Origin of the sequence: Stenotrophomonas sp. WED208 (genome assembly GCF_040984485.1) — a bacterium.
Classification (GTDB): Bacteria; Pseudomonadota; Gammaproteobacteria; order Xanthomonadales; family Xanthomonadaceae; genus Stenotrophomonas; species Stenotrophomonas riyadhensis.
Window position 1 is genome coordinate 3,302,801 of record NZ_JAZARB010000001.1, and the last position, 20,380, is coordinate 3,323,180.

Consider the following 20,380-nt stretch of genomic DNA (forward strand, 5'->3'; position numbering starts at 1 on the left):
GTCATTTACCATTCGTTCAGCATGGCATAACAACTTTGAAGCACCGATTGTTAGGCAATTAACTGCAAACAGTACGCAATTGACTGCTATTGATTGCTTGAAAATCGCTCGAAATCCCTTGTTTTAAGGGACTTCACGGAGATAACTGATTTAGCGGGATGGTGAGGGCACCCTCGCAGCCGGAGCAACGTCTAGGGGCGTTGAGTGGGGCGAAGATTTTTGTATCAACCCGGTTGACGAATTTGCGGCCTGTTTTATCCGTACTTCCATCCCCCAGATGGAAGTGAACCAATGACCGCTCTACCCTCCGCAGCCCTCACCGATTACATTGCCGCACCCTTTGGCACCCTTCATCTGGAGGGCATCCACATTGGTCGCTTCCGGATTGAACGAGCTACGGTTCAAGGTCGCGAAGCTGCAATCAATCTTCAGGAATGCATCCTGACAGCGCTGGACGAAATCGGCCGCAAGAGCGCGCTGAAGAACGGAACCCGGTATCCCCAGCAACTCCCCATGGGTACACCGGCGCGTCCCTTGGCCAAAGAGATCGATGATCACCTCGCGGACATGCGCCGCCGGCAGCTGGATCCCAAGACAGTGCTCGCTACCGAGCGGACCCTGAAACTTCTCCTGCTGACCTGCGGCAACATTTCGGCCTGCCGCGTGGATTACAAGCATATCCAAGCATTGTGGCAGCTGCTGCGCTGGGCTCCGAAAAACCTGTTGTCGGATCCCTTGCTGAAACGCCTCAGCTTCGATGACGCGATCACTTTGGGGAAGGAGCAGGACGTACCGCCCTTGGCTCCGGCCACCGAAGAGCGCCACCGCCGCTTCCTGGTTGCCTTCTTCAACCACCTGGTCAACGGGCAAGCCATCGCGTCCTCGCCCATGAAGGCCTTCCGCAAACCAAAAGAAGACCACGCCATCGATCCCGACAAGGCCATCCGCCTGTTCGAGGACGGAGACCTGCAGGCCATCTTCGACCCGGCCACCTTCATCCCTTGGGCGAGAAAGCCGCAGCACTGGTGGGCACCGATGATTGGCCTCTACACGGGAGCTCGCGTCAACGAAGTGTGCCAGCTGAAGCTGACCGACATTCTCCAGGAGCGCGGCATCTGGTGCATCGCCTTCCAAAAGACCATCGATGAAGACCTCGCCGCGGATCCGAAGCGCCAACGGCGTAGCCGGCAAAGCATGAAGGGAGCCGGATGCATGCGCGTCGTCCCCATCGCCAAGCCCCTATTGGACGCCGGTTTCCTCGAGTTCGTCGAAGACATGAAGGCCACTGGCCACCCGCGGCTGTTCCCCCTCCTCTCTGCCGGCGTGAACCGGAAGACCGGAGAGACCAACGCCCGCTACAGCCAGCAATTCGTGGTGGATTTCGGCCGCTACTTGAAGAGCCTTGGGTTCGCCAAAGGGATCGGCTTCCATGCCTTCCGCCACACCCTGGCGACAGAGCTTGATGTGAACGATGTTCCGGAGAGGGAGATTGCGCTGGTAACCGGCCACAGCACCGATCCCCGGGATCGGGTCCAGGTGTTGCGCAAGCACTATCTCCACAAGAAACCGCAGGTAACCCGGAGCAAGCAGATCAGCGCCTTGGAGTTGTATCAGCCCAACGTGGAACTGCCGCGTTACCAGCGTGGGCAGTTTGCGGAACAGTTGCGGGATCCGGGCAAGTTCCATCCGTGATACCAGCAGCAATTGCCCAGGTCCAACCAACTCATGAAGAGGGGCCTGGGCTCGTCAAGGGAGCGTTCGCATCGAATTCCATTTGGAATTACGCTAAAGCCCTCCTCGCTTGGACCACACAGATGACCATCGATGTCAGCGGCCTGTCGGCCAAAGAACTCAAAGCCCTGATCGCTCAGGCAGAGAAGCAGCAAACCAAGGTGCTGACCCGGCCCAAGGCTGCCGCAATGCGAGCCAAGATCAACCAATACGTCAAAGACCACGGTTACACGATTGAGGAGCTTTATGGAGCGGTTTCAACGGCTTCTTCCGAGACCTCCAAGAGGCCCTCCGGCCGCAGGCCCAGGAAGTCCGCCGGAAGCAAGGTCGCACCTAAGTACCGCAATCCGGCCAACCCTAATGAAACGTGGTCTGGCCGTGGCCGCCAACCAAGGTGGCTGGCTGCACTGGTGCAGAAGGGCAAAGAGCCCAGTGAATTCCTGATCAAATAGTCGACAGCGTCGGGCTCCGAACGCACTCAAGGCATTCTCGAGTCAGAGGAGAATTTCGACTTCTGGCGACTTGCAACATGGGCTACTCAGGAGCAAAGTTCACTCATCCAGGGGGGATGAGCAATGGAACGCTCGCAATTCACTATTGATCGCGCACTGTATTCAGACGACGTCGCGGCTCGGGCCGCGCATCGTTATACCGGCGAGCTTGGCGTCGAGGTTCGTAGCCAAGGCGCCAACCTCACCGTTGGCTTTTGGTCTCTGGACGGCTCTAAGTTGCCAGAGGACCTTTGGGCCCGGTTTTCCCGAGACTTACTGGACGAACGCCTGCGAGCGGCCGTGCGATCAGAGACCAACGGGCTGCAGCAGGAGTTGCTTCGCGCAGCACTGAACCAGGCACAGCCGGTGATGCCACATGTCGAGGTTTAGGCCCGCTCAGGCTTTCGCCGCGCCATCGGACTACCAACTGTTGCCTCTGCGGTTCCGGCGCCTGCCGTGGGATCACGATCGGGCCTTCGTCTCGTCGATGGCAGGCGACTGGCTCCTGATGAAGATGGAGGACGTTCAGCGCCTGGTGAACCACCAGCTTCCGACCGAGTCCGCCCTCTTTGCGGATTTGGAAGCCCGGCACCTGACCGTTGCCGGCACCGACCGAAGCAGCTTGGCGCCTCTGCTTAGCCAAATCCGTAGCCGAAAGTCCTACCTGATGGGTGGACCCGCTCTCCACATCTTCGTGGTTTCCCTGCGTTGCCACCACACCTGCAACTATTGCCAGGTGTCCCGGCAGGAGACGAGCGCCACTGCGTACGACATGGAACGTGCGCATGCCGAACAGGCGGTGGAACGGTTGTTCGAATGGCCGAGCCAAGAACTGACGATCGAGTTCCAAGGGGGTGAGCCCCTGCTGAATTTTGAGCAAGTGAAGGCCATCACCCGGCGGGTCGTCGAGCGCAATCGGAGCGCCCGACGCACCCTGCGCTTCGTGCTGGCATCCACTCTGCATGACCTCACCGACGACCAGCTGGCGTTTCTGACCGAACATCGCTTCAAGCTGTCTACGTCACTGGACGGTCCCGAATGGCTTCACAACGCCAATCGCCCCCGGCCCGGCCGCGACAGCTACCGGCGGACTGTGGAGGGGATTGAACGCGGGCGCCGTTGGCTCGGAGACGATGGCGTCTCGGCGCTGACGACGCTGACCCGCCAGAGCCTCGAGGTTCCTGAGGCCATCATCGACGAATACCGGAAGCTGGGTTTCCACAGCATCTCCTTGCGTCCTTTGAGCCCCTATGGGTTCGCAAACAAGACGGCCCGGCGCACCGGCTACCCCACGGAAGACTTCCTTGCCTTCTACCGGCGAGCCTTCGATCACTTGCTGTCGGTGAACCTGGCCGGTTACGCCATGGAAGAGTCCTACGCGTCTCTCCTCCTCTCCCAGCTCTTCACATCCTTCGGGCACGGCTACGTCGATCTCCGATCGCCTTCTGGAGCCGGGTTGGGCGCCGTCATTTATGACCATGATGGGCGGGTCTATCCGTCGGACGAGGCACGCATGCTGGCCGCCATGGGGGACGATGCCTTTGCCTTGGGCCACGTCAGCCAACCGGTCAGCCAATGGCTGTCCTCGCCCGCCATGGCCCGCTTGCTGGACGCCGGCGTCGCCGAGGCCCTACCCACGTGCTCCGACTGCGCGTTTGTGCCGATGTGCGGCGCCGATCCGATCGAGCACTACGCCCGCCAGGGGGATCCCATCGGCCATCGGCCCAGCAGCGACTTCTGCCGGCGGAACATGGGGCTCTTTGATTTCCTGCTGGAGCGATACGAGAAGGCTGACCGGAACATCCAAGGGTTGATGCGCTCCTGGGCCAATCCGAAGCCGCCGGTGGAGGACCCCGTCCATGCTGCCGCTTGAAACCAGAGCCGAGCTGGCGCCGTCAGCGAAGGCCAGCCTGCTCAAGGTCGTGTCGCTGGCAGAGTTTGCCCAATCACCACTTCCCTTCGAGCGCTTGGCCCTGGACCTGCGGGGCGTCCCAGCGGACCACGCCAGCAATGAGCTGCTAAACCTGCCTTGGGGTGCAGTCTTGCCCTCGAGCGGGTTGCGCTCACCCAGTGAGGCCCCTCTCGTTCACTTGGAAGGACCGCCGGGTGTTTGCAAGCCTGGGGATGTGGTGGAGCTCAATCCCCTGCAGAAGAAAGTGGCCATCCGCTACCGGCGCGGAGACACCGGCAATGTCTTGTTCGCCACCGAGCGCTGCAACAGCTACTGCCTGATGTGCTCTCAGCCGCCCCGAGACGTTCAAGACGATTGGCGGGTGAGGCACCTCCTGGACCTGATCGACCTCATCGATCCGGAGGAACCTTCGCTAGCGATCAGCGGCGGGGAACCGACCCTGCTGGGTGACGGGTTGGTCGACGTGGTGGCCAAATGCGCGCACGTGCTGCCCAACACCCACCTGCACATCCTGTCCAACGGTCGTCTGCGTGAGCCTGGCTTGCATGCCAAATTTGCAGGCCTCCATCCCAACCTGAGCTGGGGCATCCCGCTTTACGGCGACCGCTATGCCCTGCACGACTACGTGGTGCAAAGCGAGGGGGCGTTCGCTCAGACCCTTCGTGGGCTTTACGCATTGGAAGCCGCCCAGCAGCGGGTGGAGATCCGAGTCGTGTTGGTCAAGCCAACGGTCGAGCGGCTGATACAGCTGGCCCGCTACATCTGGCGCAACCTGCCCTTCGTCGAACACGTCGCACTGATGGGCATCGAGCCCATCGGGTTTGCCAAAGCGCATCAGCGTGAGCTTTGGGCCGATCCAGCGGACTACGGCGACGTCCTGTCCGACGCGGTGGGGTTGCTGGCCGAGGGCGGAATTCCGGTCTCGCTCTACAACTTACCCCTGTGCGCGTTGGACCGATCGCTTTGGCCCTACGCCGTGCAGAGCATTTCGCCTTGGAAGAACGACTACCTACCCGCCTGCGAAACCTGCTCGGTTCGACAGCGGTGCGGCGGCTTCTTCTCGTGGGTCACACCGGCTTGGACCAGCCGGTCCATCTCTCCTGTCCTGGAAACCTGATCATGTCCAACGCACTGATGATCATCGGCGCAGCCACCCTAGGATCCTTGGGCACGGAGCCGCCCAAGGGCCAGTCCGACCTTTCCAGACTCTCCGAGTTGGACGGGAAATACGCGACCGTCCTGAGCACCTCGTTGAATGCAGGCCGGCACAACCTGTATGCGGGGCACCGCAGCCACAGCTCCCATCGATCACACAGTTCCCATCGCTCCCATTCGTCCGGGTCGGGAAGCTCGTATCGCTCCTACACCCCGCCACCGGCGACCTATACCCCACCGCCCACCCGCTACACCGCGCCAGCGGCACCGGCGGCGCCCGCAGCTCCCCGAACGACCGGGAGTGGCGCCAGCCATTTGAATAGCTACCCGACCCAGAATTTGGAGCCGGCCGCCCGAGCAAACTCCCGGTCTGCAAACAACCTGACCTTGGAGCCCGGCACCTACGACAAGCCGGTCACGGAGGGACGGGACGCCGATGCGCTCAAGCTGCTCATCATGCGCGTCCAGGCAGCGCTCTATTCCAAAGGCTATGATCCAGGCGCCATCGACGGAGTGCTTACCCCTGAAACCCAATCGGCGCTGCGGATGTTCCAATTGGCCCACGGCATCCGGGCCACCGGAACGATGACGACTCCCACCCTGGACGCGCTTGGCGTGCGGATCTAGCCCTCAACACCTTCAATCCCGCGGCTCCGGGAGGCCAAAAAGCGACCGGCCTCCAGAAGAGTGAGACACCCGTGGCATTTAAGGACCGAATCGCAAACGGCTCGACACATCTGCAGATCCGCCCCTATGTAGACCTTGCGCAGCTTTGCGCACATGGTTAGATGCTTCCATCTTTAAGGGGAGCAGAGACGATGGACCAGAATTGCAACAACAAGCAGCACAGAAGCTCGGAGCACGACTGGCAACAGGCCATCAATGCCCTTCCGATTTTGATCGTCGAACGGAACGAAGCTTCCGTCATGAGCACCGATGCGTTGATCGCGGTGGCCCAATCGGGCTTGAGGGACGCCTGCGAGAACTACCGGACGGCGCTGATGGAGCGTCGAGAGACGTAGGTGGCCATAGTCGCGGCATCTTTCGCGAACCGCCGAACGAGGGTATTTGTCCGCGCAACGCCACTGGCGCCAGCCCCCAGAATACAGAAACAACAAAGCCCATCAATGGATTAGCTTGATGGGCTGTTCTGATGATAACCGCCTCAGGTCAGCAATGCGCGTAATTTCCCAGCAACTATCCAGCCTCTGAAGCTGGCACGCGGCCGAGCGCACCACCGTCAAGAAGTATTGCGGTGGATCCCATTGATGGCTCCCGACGCCGACGCCAAGGCTGCATCCGATGGGCTGCCCCGTTTGGTGCACAGAGCCAGAGCAGCGCGCGGCCGTGCGTTACACGCGCAATTAACCAATTTCTTGTAAGATCTGGCCATTAGCACCACCCTTCGGATGATGAAACATGATCAGGTCGTTGAAATTCAAGAACTTCCAGAGCTTCCTTGAGGAAACGGAGGTTCTCTTTGAGTTGCCAAAGGGTGCACCTTCAAGAGGCTACGAGCGCAGGGCCGCCGATGGCACACGCCTCACAACCGTCTTGGCAGCGTTCGGTGCCAACGCGTCCGGCAAAACAGCCCTACTCAAGCCCGCGGCCTTCCTCCTATGGTTTATGAAGGGCTCCTTTGGCCTTGATGTTGACGAGGATATTCCGCTTCCACCTCGCATACTGAATCCAGATGAACCGTCAGAGTTCGAAATAGTGTTCGACTCCAAAGGAGAGACGTGGAAGTACGAGCTCAAACTGACAGAGAAGCGTGTGCTGTGGGAAGCGCTGTACAAGAAGGCGACCAGGTTCAGCTACCTCTTCAAACGGGAGTGGAACGCGCGCAGCGACGCCTATGATGTGCAGCTCAAGTCATTCGATCTCCCGCTCCATGTCGCCAGAAGAGCAAGGCGGAATGCTTCTTTGGTCTCGACAGCGCGACAGCATGACAGCGATTCCAGCGAGTTCATTGATGGTTACATGGGACAGTGGAATGTAGACATTGATGGCCGCCCTCACTACTTGAGCAACTTGAAATACGCTAACGAGGCATTTAAGAAGCTCGATGGCGTGCGCGACCAGGCCATCAGCCTTTTGAGATCATGGGATCTTGGCCTTGATAGCTTCGAGGTTAGGGAAGAAGACTCTGTGGACGCAGCCGGCAAGAAAAAAACGAAGCTGCGCGCCTATTTCCGTCATACAAGGGAAGACGGCGAGCACTTCACGCTGCCTTACGAGGTGGAGTCCAATGGCACTCAGTCTGCATACGTCCTCCTCGCGATGCTGCTACCCGTACTGCGCACTGGCGGTTTTGCTGTCATTGACGAAATGGAAAGTGATCTCCATCCCCATTTGCTAGAGTCTTTGCTTTCACTTTTCGACGCGGAGCAAACCAATCCTTCGGGCGCTCAACTGTTCTTCACCAGTCACACAACGAAGGTTCTGGACTACATCAGCAAGGCGCAGACATACTTCGTAGAAAAGCGCGACTGCGTCAGTACCGCGTTCCGTGGCGACCAGGTGCAGGGCTTGAGAAGCGACGATAACCTCCGGGCAAAGTATGAGTCTGGCGCGATCGGAGCCCTCCCGGAGGTTCGGAGCGATGTCTAGAGCCCCAAAGATTGTCCGAAACCTAAGACCAACGTTGCTAGTAGTCGGCGAAGGCGACGCGGAGGTCGAACTTCTTAAGATGCTCCGCGATGCACTTTGCGGTAACCGTCAAGGTCCAAGTGTGACGATTCGAAATGCGAGGGGAAAAGGCGCAAGAAGTGTGATCCAAGACGCCATCCGGATCGGTCGGCAAGGCAGTTACAGCAAAGTGGCTGCCCTCTTCGACACCGACACTGACTGGGACGACACAGTTAGAGCTATTGGCAGACGAGCCAAGATCCATATGCTGACCCAGTCGCCATGCTTAGAGGCCGTGCTCCTCGCAACGAATGGGCACCAGTGCAATGGAGATACGGCCCACTACAAGCGTGAGTATCAGCGACTCTACGGCGGGGAAGCTCATCGGAACGTCAGGCAGGTCTTCGTTCTAGGCAACGCGATTGCTTCTAGGCAGAGACTGCCGGAGGTTGACGCCCTAATTCAGATCTTCACTTAGCGGAAAGACGGAGCCGATCCGTCCCGAACGCGCGACTGTTCAAGAATACTCCCGTAACAGTCGCGCTATCGGGCAGAGCTTCTGCCAGCTTTTTTTCCAGCATTGAGCCCAAAAGCCTTGCAGTATCTGAACTAACCGCGTGTCTATTGCCCCCCCCCCTAGGAAGATATTCTGAACCGCCCGCCCTACAGGCTGGTGGCGCGCCACGCGCGCCCGATCAACCCGCCCACCAGTGGCGCAATCGGGAAGACGGTGTAGAGGGCGGCCAACGCCAGCGGCGGGACGGACAAGAAGAAGTTGCGTTCCGGCTCGATCAGGCCAGGGTAGAAGATCCCCACCCCGATGCTTCCGATCTGCACGGCCACCACAACCAACGTGCCCATCAATGCCCCCTTCCAAAAGCCCCCGCGCTTCGGTTCCAGGAAGGGGTTGGCCGCCCTGGCCGCCCTAACGCGCGCCGCCCGCCAGTTCAGCACGTAAAGCAGCAGGAGGAGCGCCAGCACGCCAACGCCAGCCGAGAACGCCGCCACAGCTTGCCAGACAAGCCCCAGCTCTCCAGAAATTTCTGCACCGCCTGCGAAGGCGAGCAGGCCAGCACCGCCCAGGAGGACCGTTGCGGGTGCGAGCAGGCCCCACTGCATATGGGATGCGGTCAAGTGAGAGCGGACATGGGCATTCATGGAGCCTCCAAATGAGCGAAAACGAGGGCGGGTTGCAAGGACCGATCAGGGCTTCTTCTGTGCGTCGATGAGCACCCACTGCCCTGCCCGCTTTTCAAACACCAGGTCTGCCCGGGCAGGCACAGGTGCAGGAGCCTCCTTCAGTTGGCGACCGCCTTGGAAACCGATCACATCCAGGGTGCCGCCCGTGACGCACGTCGTTCGTTCTGGTCCGCTCGGATTGCAGTCGGCGTTCAAATCCTCCCAGGCACGCACTTCCACGCGCTGCCCCAGCTCGGCCACCAGGTTCGCGTTCAAATACTGCTCGTACCCCTTTGCAACCTGCTCCACCGACGGTCCCTGTTCCGCCTTGCTGCATGCGGCCAAGCCGACAATGGCTACTGCAGCGGCTACCATTCCACGCTTCATGCACCTTCTCCCTAGTCGTTTGCAACGTCTACTTCGATCGTTTCGTTCCGATAGCCCAGGCTCACCTTTTCGACGGTCACGTCCATCTTGGGCTCCGTGCCGTCGATCCAAACCCGATTGACCGAGAAGACCACGCGGTCGTCTTGGAACGAGCGGCCCTGCCGCGCGAGGTTGGCCGCTTCAGCGCGATCCATCCGGATCAGCAGCCGGTAGCGCCCCGCGTTCGGCGGACTGGACACGCCGGTGGGCGTCTTGCGGATCCAAGGGACGAAGTTCTTCCCGGTGACACTTAAGCCAGCAAGCGAAATCTGTGGCATCGGCACGAACACTTCCATGACGCCCCGATCCGCGTTGTAGCTGACCCCACCCAGCGCCTTGAAGTTGGGGCGCACGGCATACCGTCGAATTCCTTTGAACCGCTCCAGCCGGGTGTCGAAAGCAGGACCGAAGCGCTGCTCGAGCGCCGCCGCAGGCGGCTCTGCCTCTTTGCTGCCCGTCGTCCTTTTTGCAGCCACCCATGCCTGCCGCAAGCACCACTGCCGTTTGCCAGGACGCAACTGGTAGGCGGAATGGGCCATGGCCAGCAGGCCCATATCGCACATGTCGATCCCTTGCGCGCCCGTGGAGGACAACCCTTCGCGCAGGTGCTGAGCACCCTCAAGGGTGTCCTCGTCCAGGTCCCAGTACATCCCGGCAGGTTCGGCGTACTGGGGGTGTGACACCTTGGCCTGCGAGTCGGACTTCCCATAAATGGCCCCACCGATGTGCCGAAGCAGGCCTGGAGCGGTCGTGGATTGGGCGCTGGCACCCGTCGATACGGCCAGCGCGATCGCGCCAGCCAGAACTGCCCCGTTCTTCATACAGCCCCTCGTTCCGTGATGGATGGACTTGCCACAAACTTACGCCGCACGTAGAGTCTACCCGGGGCGTAGGCCTTGCGTCATGATCGGTGCATGCCTGCACTGCATCCGTTCAGCCTGTGACTACGCCGACAACTCCGCGAGCGATCGTGGCGGCGCGACTGCGCCAAGCCAGGGTCCTTCGAGGCTTCAGCCAGCGCGAAGTGGGGGTCAGGATGGGCCTGGACAAAGACACCGCATCGGCTCGCATCAGTCGCTACGAGAGCGAATCGATGACGGTGAGCCTAGAAGCACTGTTCGAGCTGGCGCAGGCACTGGATGTGCCACCGGCTTACCTGTTGGCGACGACGCCGGCAATGGCCGACGCCATCTTGGCACTGGGCATTCAAAGCGAGGCCCAGCAGGCAAAACTGTCTCAAGCCCTAGAAGAGCTGACCGCACTTCCCCCAGGAAAGCGAAAGCAAGCCATTGAGCGCCTGTTGGCGAGTTCCGAATAGGCAATCGCAATAGTTCTCCGGGGTGCAGGTGGCCCGGTAGTTGGGCCGCCTAGGATGCAGATCCCCTCCTAGGTGCCAGCGGTATTCTTGGAGATTCGATTGTCCGGCCGGCCGTTCGTGACCGGCTGCCCCGAAGCCCTGCAGCAGAGCCCCGGCTTGGCTGGCACGCCATCGCAGGGGGCTTGGCGATCTGGTTCGGCAATGTTCAGCTTGCTCGTTCCGGCGTGCATACAGCTTAGTCATTCTTCGTCGACTCCTTCGCTACGGCGCTTGGTAGCGTTGAGAAGTCCTCAATCGGCAGGGGTCTCTACCAGATGTGAGACTAGGGCCAATTGGACATTTCTACCCAACCCGTTGACACACCTCATGCCCCCGCTATAATGGACGACGTGGCCGGTTAGACCGACCGCAACAGCTGCAAGGGGCAATCCTCGGCAGCAGCCTGCGTAAGCAGCCAGCAGCCGCCTATATGGCGGCTGTTCTCTTTTTGGGAGAAAAGAAAGATGGATCTCGCTTTTTGCTATTTGGACGAAGCAGGTTGTCCCGGCAAGCTACCCTCGGCTACATCTGAGGTGCAGCCCGTGTTTGTTCTCACGGCTCTGTTCTTTCCTGAATCTAAGATACGTCAGCTCACTAAAGATTATGTGGCCCTGAAGGTTAAGTATTACCCGGCCTCCTTTAGCCATCTGACCCATGATCTAGAAGCTCTAAGAGTTGAGCTAAAAGGGTCCGAGCTAAAGAAGGACCTTCGGAAGCATCGTGCTGACCCCGCTCGCAAGACAGCCGAGCGGTTCTTGGATGACATCATTTCACTTGTAAAGCATCACGAGGGACGCTTAGTCTCACGAATATGGATCAAAGGCGCTGGAAAGCCATTCAACGGCCAGTCCATCTACGCATTGACAACTCAAAAGTTCTCAATGCTTTTCCAGCGATACCTAAACGAGACCAACCGCAGCGGAATCATAGTTGCTGACTTTAGGGAACCTAAAGCAAACAGCATCATTTCGCACGCCATTTTCTCGCAGAAATTCAAGCGTGGAAAAAAAGGTGATGTATATCCCAACATACTTGAGTCGCCACTTTTCGGAATTAGTGACAACCACGCCGGCCTGCAAATCTCAGACATCCTCACATCGGCGATCATCTGCCCGATGGCAACTCATGTCTATTGCACCGGACATGTAACAAGCCAGCACGTCAATCCCAAGAACAGATTCATCTTGGAACGATACAGAAAGCGAATTCGTGAGCTTGAGTATAAGCTGTTCTTGAACAAGAAAAAGGTCTATGGAATCAGTGTGCATGATGCACATGCCAATAGAAGCATAAATGAGTTGTGGAAAAAATAGACTTGGCTATTTTCGACTTCCTCCAGAATTTTGCCGTTACCCCCATCCTCAGGAAAGCATGGCCTGACATTGTCGGAGCTCCAACGTCATACAAGACACGTGTATCGGTTGACCTCTCTGTTCAAATACAAGACATGGCACGGCACCTATCCTGCTTGCGATTTACTGCAGTATCAAGAAGTTAGGTCTGGGTCGATCCGCCCGCTTCTCTGCGCCAGCATGATCTACTGAGCACGCGCAGTGACGGCGGGCGGAAGGGCTGTTGACGACGTATCAGCCCTTTCCAGAAGAGAGACTCTTGACCTGCAAGAAGCCGGCAAAATCGTCATTCCCAACGCTGTTGGCCTCCTCCTCGGGCTCCCCCGCTTCCACGCTCGCCCCCGCCGCGAGCAGTGCCTCGGCGATCTGACGCTTCACCCCAAAAGCTAGCTCCACATCCCGGGCCAGCCAAACCAATGGCGTCTGATCCTCATCGTCGTCTGTGTAGGTATACGCATCGGGGTCCAGCCCGGTAGCCAAAAGCGCCCTCACAAGCTCCACATCCCCCATCACGCAAGCGTTGTGCAGCTGGGGATACATCAGTGACCGCCCGCGCTCGCGAAGGCCTTCTGGCAGCGCCTTCACCGCGTCCAGCATCTCATCGAAGCGCTCACGGAAGGCCTCACTTCCGCTGTAGAGGTCGTCGAAGCCCATGGCGGCTGCAATGTCTGTGTGCATATGATTCTCCCTCTGACGTTGTAGGACCATTACCTAGCCTAGTGCTACGCGCTGCGGCATCGGCTAAGGCAAGACCGCGCGCTGTCCCTGAAACAGACCCGTAGTCGCCTCAACCGGGTCTGTTCCCCACTTCACGACACTTCTTTGTCTCGGGCGAAAGGCCGCACGGACACACCCATCGCATCCCCTGGCGCCCAACGCGCCTCCAGATCGCTGGCCCGCTGGGCTGCCTGGGCTTCGCGAAGTTTTTGCATAACTATCTGAAGCACGTTGGCGTAGGCGGCATGGTAGGGCTCACGCGTCTCCCCGTTGACCCAGGGCGCCTGCAAGGCCTGCTCGACTGTGGCATCCCATACATCGCCCCGTTCAAGTGCACCGCTCAGCACATCGTCACTCACCACCAAGACATGACCGGCCACTTGGCCGTCCACCAATGCCCACTCATGGGGAACCACGGCAATGTCATCGAGCGTGGCCAGCGATGCGATGCGCCCCAACTTCTTCTGCAGCCGGCTTGCATCGTCCCGCGCCTGCCGCAAGGCCAATTCGATTTCCAGCTCACGGACCCGTTGCTGGGCCGCGTCCAGTTCGTCGATCAAGCGACGCTCTTTGACACTGCGCCCTACGCGTGAGGCCTGCCAAGCCACAAGTTCCGTGTAGGGGTAACGAACGTGCTCGTTCGCCCCTCCTCCAGCACGGCCGGCACCTTTGACGAAAGGCGGCCCGGCCGGAGGCGTTCGACGGCGCCACTCGCCAAGCGTGTCGAAGTGCACCCCCAGGTAACGCGCCGCTGCCTTGGAGCTGATCGTCGGAGGCGGCAAGCCTGCGGCGGCTTTGGTCAGTTCAGCATCCAGTGCCGCAGAGCGCTGCTCCAGGTAGTCCTCTTCTTTACGCTGGCATTCCATTGGGTCGCTCCTCACTTATCGTCGCGCCGGTTTCTTGCTGAGAAAATGGAGACTGGGGCATCGCCGGACTCGTCCAGCCGGGGCTTGTCGGTTCCCTTCAAGCGGTTCCAAACACGGGGACTCGTGGCCACCATGTGCTCTTCCACCCGTCCCATTGCCTCGCGGAGCTTGGACCACTCCTGCTCGGTGTAGCGCTCCGAGACAGCGGCCATGCGATCTTCGCCGCGGCCCAACGTGCGATGGTGGAGCAGCTGGGACACGATGCGACTTTCGCCGAACAGGAGGGCGGCGTAACGGCCGAGCGTCCGGCGCAGGTCGTGGAGGGTCAGACCAATGTCGACCTCTGCCCGCAGATCGAGCAACCCCGCGTCCCGCCGCACGTTTGCCACGATGCTCTTGCTGTCCGAGTAATGCCCCGTCGTGCTTCGGTCCGATCGGGCGGGGAAAACGAACATGGTTTTGGCCAGCGCGCGGCGTGCCCGCTCTGCTTCCTTCTCCAGCCGGTCCAGCAGATCCCGGCGTGCACGCCTGGCTCGAGCTGCGCCCAACACTTCTTCCGCGTCCGCCAAGTCTTGCTTGAGCTTAGTTTCGTCCGCGCGTTCGTCGTAACGCCGCTGCAAAATCTTTTCAGCAAAGTAAGCGACCGGCAGGTAGCGCTCCTCGCCGTTCTTGGTGTCAAACAGGTAGACCTGAGAGCCCGCTCGCCTCGTGTAAGGGTTGACCTCATCCCGCCCGGCCAACCAGACCCAGGACACTTCCGACTGGCGCAGCTCGCCCGGGGAGCACCGGTCAAACCAGCGCAGGGGAGCGGCCTCGCCGCGGCGGGTGCCCCAGAGCAAGGTCAGCAGCAAGTAGTCCGCGCCGGTCGCGTTCAAGCCGCCTTGCTCGTCCCGTCGCGCCAAGATCACCTTGAGGACCGTGGGCAGCGTCTCGTCCCCCAACGGATTGCGCACTTCCGCGCGCTCGTAGTGCCGGCGAAGTGCTTGCGAGTCCCGCAGCATGTCGTCGTCGTGGATGACTTGGAACGGGTTGTAACGCAGCACCGGCTCCCGCTGCTGCTGAGCCGCCGCTTTGCGTTCCCGCTTCAGCACCAGGTCGATCGCTCTCTTGGCGTCCGTAAACGCGTGCTCGGTCGATGCTAGACCCGCCGCTTTGACTCGCTGGATGTACTTCCCGGTCACACCCAACGCCTCGAGCTGTTGCGTGGAAAGTGCGGCCCAATCCGGCTGATCAGCCAGCGCTTGGCGCATCGGGGTGGGGATCCGGTTGGAGCGCACCATGGACGATCGCCGCAGGCCGTCGAACGCACGGTGGATGTCCTTGTCCAACAGCTGAAGGATCGGTTTATCCGCCAGCCCGACTTCCGGGCGGGCAAACCGCGCCAGGCTGTCCTGGATCGCTCGGATGCTTGCGGGCTTGGCCTTCTTGTTGCGCACGCGCTTCTGCAGGTCCTCAACGTAGGCCGCAAAGCAATCCGCCAGCGTCAGCCCCTTCAGCTCAACCAGCTGCTCGGCTCGGGCCTCTTCCTTCGAAGGATGCTCGCCCGTTTCTCGAACGACCGCCAACTTCCGTCGCGCCAGCTCGTAGGCTTGCTCCGGTCCGATGTCGGTGACGCTGCCCAGGGAGAACCGACGAACCCCGGCCGGGCCTCGGACCACGACTTCGTAAGTGGTGCGGGTGGTGCCCACGTAGAAGCCAAAGCCCGTTGGCGCGCCCTGATTGCCGTCCAGGACGCGGTAAGGCTTCCCGGCGTCTTCGGGCAGTCGAGGGGCGATGACCACCCTTCCCTGCTTGCCTTCGACCGGGCCTTTGGCCACGCTCAGTTCGCAGATTTGGCGGTAGGTCAGCTTAAACTTGGTGCCTCGGCGACGCGGGGCCTCTGCCTGCGTCGCAACAACCGTATCCATGGTCGATCCGCCGTCTGTCCGTCGCAACATCGATTTGATCCTCTTTAAGTGATCACCGCAACTGCGGCGCAACGAAGAACCCTGTTACTTGCCGTCAGCTGCCGGGATCGACCGCTACAAACCGTAGGAAGTTCTCTTGCAAACTACTGATTCAAAAGCGAAACCGTCTGCATCGAAGGCCAGTGCAGAGCACACGCCCCTCATGAAGCAGTTCTTCGCGGCCAAGTCCGATTATCCGGACCTGCTGCTGTTCTTCCGCATGGGTGACTTCTACGAGCTGTTCTATGACGACGCCCGCAAGGCCGCGCGCCTGCTCGACATCACCCTGACCCAGCGCGGCAGCTCCGGGGGCGCACCGATCCCGATGGCCGGCGTACCGGTACATGCGTATGAAGGCTACCTGGCACGGCTGGTGGCGCTGGGCGAATCGGTGGCGATCTGCGAGCAGATCGGTGACCCGGCGCTGGCCAAGGGCCTGGTCGAGCGCAAGGTGGTGCGCATCGTCACCCCCGGCACGGTCACCGACGAGGCGCTGCTGGATGAACGCCGCGACACCCTGCTGATGGCCCTGTCGCGCAGCAAGCAAGGCTACGGCCTGGCCTGGGCCGATCTGGCCGGCGGCCGCTTCCTGGTCAACGAGGTGGAAACCGACGACGCCCTGGAAGCCGAACTGGCACGGCTGGAACCGGCCGAGCTGCTGGTCCCCGATGAAGAGAACTGGCCGGAGTTCCTGCGCCAGCGCACCGGCGTACGTCGCCGCGCGCCGTGGCTGTTCGACGCCGACAGCGGCCGCCGCCAGCTGCTGAATTTCTTCAAGCTGCACGACCTGAGCGGCTTCGGCATCGACGACAAGCCGCGCGCCACCGCTGCGGCCGGCGCCCTGCTTGGCTATGTCGAGGAAACCCAGAAGCAGCGCCTGCCGCACCTGACTTCGATCGCGATGGAAACCGCCGGCGAGGCGATCGCGATGAACGCCGCCACCCGTCGCCACCTGGAACTGGACACGCGCGTCGACGGCGACACCCGCAATACCCTGCTGGGCGTGCTCGACAGCACGGTGACGCCGATGGGCGGGCGCCTGCTGCGACGCTGGCTGCACCGCCCGCTGCGCCTGCGCGAGGTACTGGTACAGCGCCACCATGCGGTGGAAACCCTCATCGATCGCGGCAGCGACGCCGACATCCGCGAGCAGTTCCGTCGCCTCGGCGACCTGGAACGCATCCTCACCCGCGTCGCGCTGCGCTCGGCGCGCCCGCGTGATTTCTCCACCCTGCGCGACGGCCTGGGCCTGCTGCCGGCCGTGCGCGAGGTGCTGGCACCACTGGATTCGCCGCGCCTGCAGACGCTGCATGCGGCGCTGGGCGAACACGACGAGTGCGCGCAGCTGCTGGCCAGCGCCATCGCCGAGATGCCGCCGCTGAAGCTGAGCGATGGCGGCGTGCTGGCCGATGGCTTCGATGAAGAGCTGGACGAGCTGCGCCGCCTGTCCACCCATGCCGACCAGTTCCTGGTCGACCTGGAACTGCGCGAGCGCGAGAGCAGCGGCATTCCCACCCTGAAGGTGGGCTACAACCGCGTGCACGGCTACTACATCGAAATCAGCAAGGGCCAGTCCGACCGCGCGCCGGTGCACTACACCCGCCGCCAGACGCTGACCAATGCCGAGCGCTACATCACCGAGGAACTGAAGGCGTTCGAAGACAAGGTGCTGTCCGCGCGCGACCGTTCGCTGTCGCGCGAGAAATACCTGTACGAGCAGCTGCTGGATACCCTTGGCGGGCAGCTGGAACCGCTGAAGCAGTGTGCCGCTGCACTGAGCGAACTGGATGTGCTGGCGGCGTTCGCCGAACGCGCGCAGGCGCTGGACTGGGCGCGCCCGGAGCTGCAGGCCGAGCCCTGCCTGAAGATCGAGCGTGGCCGCCATCCGGTGGTCGAGGCGGTACGCGAGCAGCCGTTCGAACCCAATGATCTGGACCTGCATCCGGACCGTCGCATGCTGGTCATCACCGGCCCGAACATGGGCGGTAAATCGACCTACATGCGGCAGAACGCGCTGATCGTGCTACTGGCCCATATCGGCAGCTTCGTGCCCGCCAGCCGCGCGCTGATCGGCCCGATCGACCGCATCCTGACCCGCATCGGCGCCGGTGACGACCTCGCCCGCGGGCAGTCGACCTTCATGGTCGAGATGGCCGAGACCAGCTACATCCTGCATCACGCCACCGCCCATTCGCTGGTGCTGATGGATGAGATCGGCCGCGGCACGTCCACCTACGATGGCTTGGCGCTGGCCGATGCAGTGGCCCGACACCTGGCCTACCAGAACCGCTGCTACACGCTGTTCGCCACCCACTACTTCGAGCTGACCGCGCTGGCCGACGAGCAGCACGAGGGCGGCCGCAGCGGCATCGCCAACGTGCACCTGGATGCCGTCGAGCACGGTGAAGCGCTGGTGTTCATGCACGCGGTGAAGGACGGCCCCGCCAACCGCAGCTTCGGCCTGCAGGTGGCCGCACTGGCCGGCCTGCCGCGCGCCACCGTGGCACAGGCACGTCGTCGTCTGGCCGAGCTGGAACAGCGCGGCGGTGAGAGCCATGCCGCCGAGCTGGCGCCGCAGGCACTGGATGCGCCGCAGCAGTTCGGCCTGTTCAGCGCACCGGCCAGCAAGGCGCAGGATGCGCTGGCGGCCATCGACCCGGACGAACTGACGCCGAAGCAGGCATTGGAAGCCTTGTACCGGTTGAAGGCACTGCTGTAACCGCAGCGCACGCCCAAGGCCTCTCGCCTACCTTGCGGGAGGCCTGTTGAAAGGCTATGCAAATCCGATTCTGCGTTTCAATTGACAGAATCTATCAACCTGAATGGATCATTCGATTATTCATTTCATCTGGCCCTAGCTACAGTCGAGTGAAGATGTTTCTCCCACGTCTTCACCGCCACCAGGAGCCAGCCGATGAGCCAGTCCGACAACAACAACGCCAAGTGCCCGTATCACACCGCCCCGTCGCCGGAGCAGGGCGCCGAGCAGCAGCGCGAGCTGAGCACCACGCCCAAGCAGAAGCACGGCGATGATCCGGTCACGCCGATGACGACGGCCTTCGGCGCACCGGTGGTGGACAACCAGAACAGCAAGACCGCCGGCCCGCGTGGCCCGCTGCTGATGGAAGACGTCTGGCTGCTGGAAAAGCTGGCCAACCTCAACCGCGAGATCATTCCCGAGCGCCGTATGCATGCCAAGGGCTCGGGCGCGTTCGGCACCTTCACCGTCACCCACGACATCAGCAAGTACACCCGCGCCAAGCTGTTCGAGAAGGTCGGCAAGCAGACCGAGATGTTCGCCCGCTTCACCACGGTGGCCGGCGAGCGTGGCGCCGCCGACGCCGAGCGCGACATCCGCGGCTTCGCGCTGAAGTTCTACACCGAGGAAGGCAACTGGGACCTGGTCGGCAACAACACGCCGGTGTTCTTCCTGCGCGATCCGCGCAAGTTCGGCGACCTCAACAAGGCGGTCAAGCGCGACCCGCACACCAACCTGCGCAGCGCGCGCAACAACTGGGATTTCTGGACGCTGCTGCCCGAAGCATTGATGCAGGTGACCGTGGTGATGAGCGACCGCGGCATTCCGCGCAGCTTCCGCCACATGCACGGTTTCGGCTCGCACACCTACAGCTTCACCAACACCGACGGCGAACGCTTCTGGGTGAAGTTCCACTTCGTCAGCCAGCAGGGCATCGAATCGCTGACCGACGCGCAGGCGCAGATCCTGGTCGGCCATGACCGCGAAAGCCACGGCCGCGACCTGTTCGCCGCGATCGACAAGGGCGACTTCCCGAAGTGGAAGCTGTTCATCCAGGTCATGCCGGAGCTGGAGGCGGAAACCTACCGCGTGCATCCGTTCGACCTGACCAAGGTGTGGCCGAAGAGCGACTACCCGCTGATCGAAGTGGGCCAGTTCGAACTGAACCGCAACCCGGTCAACTGGTACCAGGACGTGGAGCAGTCGGCGTTCGCGCCGAGCAACCTGGTGCCGGGCATCGGCCCGTCGCCGGACAAGATGCTGCAGGCTCGCCTGTTCGCCTACTCCGATGCGCAGCGCTACCGCCTGGGCGTGAACCACCATCAGATTCCGGTGAACGCAGCGCGCTGCCCGGTGCACAGCAACCACCGCGACGGGGCGATGCGCGTGGACGGCAACTACGGCGGCCTGCCGCACTACGAGCCGAACAGCTACGGCCAGTGGCAGGAACAACCGCAGTACCGCGAACCGCCGATGAAGATCCGCGGCGACGCCGACTTCTGGAACTTCCGTGAGGACGACGCCGACTACTTCAGCCAGCCCGGTGCGCTGTTCCGCAGCTACAACCAGGCACAGAAGGACCGCCTGTTCGCCAACACCGCCCGTGCCCTGGGCGATGCGCCGGACTTCATCAAGCAGCGCCACATCGACAACTGCAGCAAGGCCGACCCGGCCTACGGTGCCGGCATTGCCGCGGCCCTGAAGGCGCTGGCCAGCCAGCCGTCGGATCCGTTCAAGCCGGCACAGCCGGAAGCGGACTTCCCCACCGCCACCCCGGGCGCCGAAGACATCGAGCTCTGATCGCCCTGCCCCGTGTACGGCACGCCGCCTCCCTGTGAGGCGGCGTCGCCGTTTTAACGGTC

18 protein-coding genes are annotated in these 20,380 nt (G+C 61.6%); 12 read left to right on the forward strand and 6 right to left on the reverse strand.

From position 1 onward, the window contains the following. The first annotated feature begins 291 nt into the window (after positions 1–291). The 8 genes from VPH47_RS14930 to VPH47_RS14965 all read left to right on the forward strand — a co-directional run bounded on the left by VPH47_RS14930 (position 292) and on the right by VPH47_RS14965 (position 7,899). Positions 292–1,692: a site-specific integrase gene (locus tag VPH47_RS14930; RefSeq protein ID WP_368851136.1), complete on the forward strand. Its 1,401-nt coding sequence runs from the start codon at positions 292–294 to the stop codon at positions 1,690–1,692. Positions 1,693–1,814: 122 nt separating this feature from the next. Then, positions 1,815–2,183 carry an H-NS family nucleoid-associated regulatory protein gene (locus tag VPH47_RS14935; RefSeq protein WP_049455421.1) on the forward strand — a complete coding sequence of 123 codons (369 nt, stop codon included), beginning with the start codon at positions 1,815–1,817 and terminating at the stop codon, positions 2,181–2,183. Between the two features lie 123 nt (positions 2,184–2,306). Continuing rightward, complete coding sequence (locus tag VPH47_RS14940; protein WP_049455422.1) at positions 2,307–2,612, forward strand: hypothetical protein; 306 nt, start codon at positions 2,307–2,309, stop codon at positions 2,610–2,612. Further along, positions 2,599–4,095: a His-Xaa-Ser system radical SAM maturase HxsB gene (hxsB, locus tag VPH47_RS14945; RefSeq protein WP_285314702.1), complete on the forward strand. Its 1,497-nt coding sequence runs from the start codon at positions 2,599–2,601 to the stop codon at positions 4,093–4,095. Before VPH47_RS14940 ends, hxsB begins: the two co-directional genes overlap by 14 nt. Then, on the forward strand, positions 4,082–5,251 hold the full coding sequence (hxsC, locus tag VPH47_RS14950) for a His-Xaa-Ser system radical SAM maturase HxsC (RefSeq protein ID WP_049455424.1): 1,170 nt from the start codon (positions 4,082–4,084) through the stop codon (positions 5,249–5,251). The genes hxsB and hxsC overlap by 14 nt, the downstream gene beginning before the upstream one ends. 2 nt (positions 5,252–5,253) lie before the next feature. Continuing rightward, a complete protein-coding gene (gene hxsA, locus VPH47_RS14955) occupies positions 5,254–5,916 on the forward strand; it encodes a His-Xaa-Ser repeat protein HxsA (protein WP_368851137.1) in 663 nt (220 codons plus the stop codon). 191 nt (positions 5,917–6,107) lie between these two features. Beyond that, positions 6,108–6,311: a hypothetical protein gene (locus tag VPH47_RS14960; protein WP_368851138.1), complete on the forward strand. Its 204-nt coding sequence runs from the start codon at positions 6,108–6,110 to the stop codon at positions 6,309–6,311. Between the two features lie 409 nt (positions 6,312–6,720). Next, positions 6,721–7,899: an ATP/GTP-binding protein gene (locus VPH47_RS14965; RefSeq protein WP_368851139.1), complete on the forward strand. Its 1,179-nt coding sequence runs from the start codon at positions 6,721–6,723 to the stop codon at positions 7,897–7,899. 681 nt (positions 7,900–8,580) lie between these two features. On the opposite strand, the gene VPH47_RS14970 is transcribed toward VPH47_RS14965, so the two are convergent. Genes VPH47_RS14970 through VPH47_RS14980 form a run of 3 tightly spaced genes read right to left on the reverse strand, consistent with a single transcriptional unit; the run spans position 8,581 to position 10,343 of the window. Further along, entirely contained in the window at positions 8,581–9,075 is a 495-nt protein-coding gene (locus VPH47_RS14970) for an ABC transporter permease (protein WP_368851140.1), read from the reverse strand. Positions 9,076–9,120: 45 nt separating this feature from the next. Next, positions 9,121–9,483, reverse strand: a complete 363-nt coding sequence (locus tag VPH47_RS14975) for a hypothetical protein (protein WP_329766789.1) — start codon at positions 9,481–9,483, stop codon at positions 9,121–9,123. Between the two features lie 11 nt (positions 9,484–9,494). Then, positions 9,495–10,343, reverse strand: a complete 849-nt coding sequence (locus tag VPH47_RS14980; protein ID WP_368851141.1) for a hypothetical protein — start codon at positions 10,341–10,343, stop codon at positions 9,495–9,497. A gap of 161 nt (positions 10,344–10,504) precedes the next feature. On the opposite strand from VPH47_RS14980, the gene VPH47_RS14985 reads away from it, so the two are divergent. Together VPH47_RS14985 and VPH47_RS14990 are read left to right on the forward strand one after the other, a co-directional pair. Next, the gene (locus VPH47_RS14985) at positions 10,505–10,840 is read left to right on the forward strand and encodes a helix-turn-helix domain-containing protein (protein ID WP_368851596.1); all 336 of its coding nucleotides are present in this window, start codon (positions 10,505–10,507) and stop codon (positions 10,838–10,840) included. Between the two features lie 503 nt (positions 10,841–11,343). Then, positions 11,344–12,192 (forward strand): DUF3800 domain-containing protein, encoded by an 849-nt coding sequence (locus VPH47_RS14990; RefSeq protein WP_368851142.1) that lies wholly within the window; start codon positions 11,344–11,346, stop codon positions 12,190–12,192. A gap of 273 nt (positions 12,193–12,465) precedes the next feature. Here VPH47_RS14990 and VPH47_RS14995 read toward each other — a convergent pair whose 3' ends face one another. The 3 genes from VPH47_RS14995 to VPH47_RS15005 all read right to left on the reverse strand — a co-directional run bounded on the left by VPH47_RS14995 (position 12,466) and on the right by VPH47_RS15005 (position 15,721). Then, positions 12,466–12,909, reverse strand: coding sequence for a hypothetical protein (locus VPH47_RS14995; RefSeq protein ID WP_368851143.1), 444 nt, complete (start codon positions 12,907–12,909; stop codon positions 12,466–12,468). A gap of 131 nt (positions 12,910–13,040) precedes the next feature. Further along, on the reverse strand, positions 13,041–13,814 hold the full coding sequence (locus VPH47_RS15000) for a nucleotide-binding protein (protein WP_368851144.1): 774 nt from the start codon (positions 13,812–13,814) through the stop codon (positions 13,041–13,043). A gap of 11 nt (positions 13,815–13,825) precedes the next feature. Further along, positions 13,826–15,721, reverse strand: coding sequence for an integrase (locus VPH47_RS15005; RefSeq protein ID WP_368851145.1), 1,896 nt, complete (start codon positions 15,719–15,721; stop codon positions 13,826–13,828). A gap of 202 nt (positions 15,722–15,923) precedes the next feature. Here VPH47_RS15005 and mutS point away from each other — a divergent pair, with 202 nt between their 5' ends. Both mutS and VPH47_RS15015 read left to right on the forward strand, forming a co-directional pair. Next, the gene (gene mutS / locus VPH47_RS15010; protein WP_368851146.1) at positions 15,924–18,479 is read left to right on the forward strand and encodes a DNA mismatch repair protein MutS; all 2,556 of its coding nucleotides are present in this window, start codon (positions 15,924–15,926) and stop codon (positions 18,477–18,479) included. Positions 18,480–18,806: 327 nt separating this feature from the next. Continuing rightward, a complete protein-coding gene (locus VPH47_RS15015) occupies positions 18,807–20,318 on the forward strand; it encodes a catalase (protein ID WP_368851597.1) in 1,512 nt (503 codons plus the stop codon). Positions 20,319–20,380 lie beyond the last annotated feature (62 nt).

Coding starts and splice junctions, on each gene's coding strand:
- VPH47_RS14960 (WP_368851138.1), top strand. CDS start 6,108: ATGGACCAGAATTGCAACAACAAGCAGCACAGAAGCTCGGAGCACGAC.
- hxsA (WP_368851137.1), top strand. CDS start 5,254: ATGTCCAACGCACTGATGATCATCGGCGCAGCCACCCTAGGATCCTTG.
- VPH47_RS14935 (WP_049455421.1), top strand. CDS start 1,815: ATGACCATCGATGTCAGCGGCCTGTCGGCCAAAGAACTCAAAGCCCTG.
- hxsC (WP_049455424.1), top strand. CDS start 4,082: ATGCTGCCGCTTGAAACCAGAGCCGAGCTGGCGCCGTCAGCGAAGGCC.
- VPH47_RS14975 (WP_329766789.1), bottom strand. CDS start 9,483: ATGAAGCGTGGAATGGTAGCCGCTGCAGTAGCCATTGTCGGCTTGGCC.
- VPH47_RS14995 (WP_368851143.1), bottom strand. CDS start 12,909: ATGCACACAGACATTGCAGCCGCCATGGGCTTCGACGACCTCTACAGC.
- VPH47_RS14980 (WP_368851141.1), bottom strand. CDS start 10,343: ATGAAGAACGGGGCAGTTCTGGCTGGCGCGATCGCGCTGGCCGTATCG.
- VPH47_RS14930 (WP_368851136.1), top strand. CDS start 292: ATGACCGCTCTACCCTCCGCAGCCCTCACCGATTACATTGCCGCACCC.
- hxsB (WP_285314702.1), top strand. CDS start 2,599: ATGTCGAGGTTTAGGCCCGCTCAGGCTTTCGCCGCGCCATCGGACTAC.
- VPH47_RS15015 (WP_368851597.1), top strand. CDS start 18,807: ATGACGACGGCCTTCGGCGCACCGGTGGTGGACAACCAGAACAGCAAG.
- VPH47_RS14990 (WP_368851142.1), top strand. CDS start 11,344: ATGGATCTCGCTTTTTGCTATTTGGACGAAGCAGGTTGTCCCGGCAAG.
- VPH47_RS14940 (WP_049455422.1), top strand. CDS start 2,307: ATGGAACGCTCGCAATTCACTATTGATCGCGCACTGTATTCAGACGAC.
- VPH47_RS15000 (WP_368851144.1), bottom strand. CDS start 13,814: ATGGAATGCCAGCGTAAAGAAGAGGACTACCTGGAGCAGCGCTCTGCG.
- VPH47_RS15005 (WP_368851145.1), bottom strand. CDS start 15,721: ATGGATACGGTTGTTGCGACGCAGGCAGAGGCCCCGCGTCGCCGAGGC.
- mutS (WP_368851146.1), top strand. CDS start 15,924: ATGAAGCAGTTCTTCGCGGCCAAGTCCGATTATCCGGACCTGCTGCTG.
- VPH47_RS14970 (WP_368851140.1), bottom strand. CDS start 9,075: ATGAATGCCCATGTCCGCTCTCACTTGACCGCATCCCATATGCAGTGG.